This window comes from Acinetobacter sp. 766875, assembly GCF_000582055.1.
Classification (GTDB): domain Bacteria; phylum Pseudomonadota; class Gammaproteobacteria; order Pseudomonadales; family Moraxellaceae; genus Acinetobacter; species Acinetobacter nosocomialis.
In genome coordinates this window covers 1-2,224 of sequence record NZ_JEXX01000051.1, presented here as the reverse complement: position 1 = coordinate 2,224, position 2,224 = coordinate 1, and the positions used below count along the sequence as shown (strand labels likewise).

Annotated in this window: 3 protein-coding genes and 1 pseudogene; 2 read left to right on the top strand and 2 right to left on the bottom strand. The window is 33.3% G+C overall.

What is annotated here, in order from left to right; translation table 11 throughout:
• Positions 1-311 precede the first annotated feature (311 nt).
• Together J576_RS19240 and J576_RS19235 are read left to right on the top strand one after the other, a co-directional pair.
• Entirely contained in the window at positions 312-839 is a 528-nt protein-coding gene (locus J576_RS19240) for a hypothetical protein (protein ID WP_002048657.1), read from the top strand.
• A 79-nt stretch (positions 840-918) separates the two neighbouring features.
• Entirely contained in the window at positions 919-1,398 is a 480-nt protein-coding gene (locus J576_RS19235; RefSeq protein ID WP_002048662.1) for a hypothetical protein, read from the top strand.
• A gap of 164 nt (positions 1,399-1,562) precedes the next feature.
• On the opposite strand, the gene J576_RS19230 is transcribed toward J576_RS19235, so the two are convergent.
• Both J576_RS19230 and J576_RS19225 read right to left on the bottom strand, forming a co-directional pair.
• Positions 1,563-1,901, bottom strand: a complete 339-nt coding sequence (locus tag J576_RS19230; RefSeq protein ID WP_002048670.1) for a hypothetical protein — start codon at positions 1,899-1,901, stop codon at positions 1,563-1,565.
• Positions 1,902-2,033: 132 nt separating this feature from the next.
• Positions 2,034-2,224 (bottom strand): annotated as a pseudogene (locus J576_RS19225) (IS5/IS1182 family transposase); the annotation flags it as partial.

Genomic DNA, 2,224 nt, shown 5'->3' with positions numbered 1-2,224 from the left:
GCGGGTTGACAGACCAGTCATCTAGGAACTGGCACGCCCGAAGGCGTCCCTCCTCCGTCCTACCGCTACGAAGGGGGACGAACGAGTTCAACACCAAAAAATTACTTTTTTGATGTTCTAGATGATGGCGACCTGTCAAAGTCGACTGGCAATGTAGGCCAGCAGGCAAAGGATAATCGTAGAGATTTTGGGTGTCAATGTGATATTGGCTAGAAAATGGATAAATAATTTTTTGTTTTTCATTAGATTAGATTCATTAATCTATTGAATAGAATATATTATATTTGCTTAACGCACATTAACTTATAAATATGAATACTATCTCAGCTACTCTTTTACGTGAACACCCAATTGAGGGTTGCATTAAAGATGCAAATGGCAATTTAAAACCATTTCCTATTCTTGCAATTGATAATATTCCATTAAATATATGGATGCATCAAAATGCGCGCGTTATTGACGAAATGAATGATTTAGTTCCAGCGCAAGGTTGGTTATATGATCATGATAGTGAGTTAGCATTAAGTAACGCATGGAAACTTCTTAAACCAGAAGCTTATGAAAATTTAGCTATTTCAACAGTGGTTCCAATCTTAATTTGCCCTGATGATTTAGATCTAACATGTAGCGTAATTATGGTTGAACAAATTGTTTCAGCAGATCAAGTCGTATGGGCTCGTTTTGGTTACGCATTTAACCATATTCACGATGTTGTGACATCCGTAGTCTGGAAAACCTCGACTTCTGTTCCTCAATTAAGTTTTTCGTTGAGCGAATTTGAAAAAGCATATAATGATTTAAAAGAATTAGACAAAAAATGGAGTGAAGGTTTTATCTAGTTTTTTAAATATGACCACACATTGAAAGATGCTGCTCTTACCTTCTCTAAATATCATCTAATAAATTTAGGTTAAATAAATGTCTAATAGTTATAAATTTCAATTAAAAATGGAGCTAGATCTAAAATTAATCACGCCTGAAGAGATTCAGAACTGGGCCGTGCATGCACTAGAGAATGATCCAATAAATGAGCTAGCTTTAGACATCTGTTTTTTATCAAACACTGAGCAAATATTACAATATTTCAGACTCACAGAAAAAAGTGAATTTAGTGAAACTTCGGTAGATGAAATAACAAGGAAAGTTTTAGAAAATTTTATTTTTAAGTATATAAATATTGTGAATCATAAAGACCAGATATATTCTTTTTTTCAAAATATTGTTTCCATACATCCTTACTTAGAAAAAGAAGAATTACGGTTTTTAATTTACTCATATGAGACTCAACTAGATATGGCATTAGAAGGCTTTTCAGAATTAGAGCCTGAAACACTATGGGAAAATTTTAAATTAGAGTTAAAAGAACACCTTTCATCTCCAACTAATTCCAATAACTAAAATATGAACAGTAATAGATCCCCAATTAGCTAATTTTATATTGATTAGATTCTTAATAATTATTTTCTGATTTAATTGATAGTTATATACTGTGATACACCGATAAAATGAATCATAAAATCCATTTTATCGGCTTTCCTACAGAGGCTTTTTAAGATTCCATTTTATTTTCTAATATAGTTTGGAAACTCTTTTAAAACCGTGCTACATAATTGGCCTTTCATATCTTCACGTTTGCGTGCTTCAAATTGGTCCATACCTAATCTCATAACTTCTTTACCATACTTTTCACCTAGTTCATGTTTGGTACATTTGTCAGATTCATGAACTAATTCTTGTGAAGTATAGTGATAATTACAATCAAGTTGAGCACGGCTTAAAAAACCATGTAGTTGTACTGTTCTCTCGCAAGTTGTTCGCTGTATATAAGTTTTAGGCTCTTGAGCAGCATAAACTGATGACCCTACCAATAAAGTGAAAGCTGTTACTAAAAAATTACGCATTATTTCCCCGATAAAATTATTAAAAGTATAAGTGGCAATGTTGCGGGCGTATTAAATAATAATTGTTTATAAGTGTCTATGGCTTTGTTGCATAAAGCCTTTGACGGCAGAGTTTTCCTAAGTTGCTAAAATTTAGGTTACAACTTGGGTATGAGGTCTGCCTAATTCTGTAAATTTATTTAATACGGCTACGCGTGCATGGATCTCATTCACTTGGCTGTCAAAATTCCTAGCACTGAGTTTATCGCCTAATAACTTGATGCAATGCATCTTAGTTTCAACCAAACTTCGCCGATGATAGCCTGACCATTTTTTCCATAGTG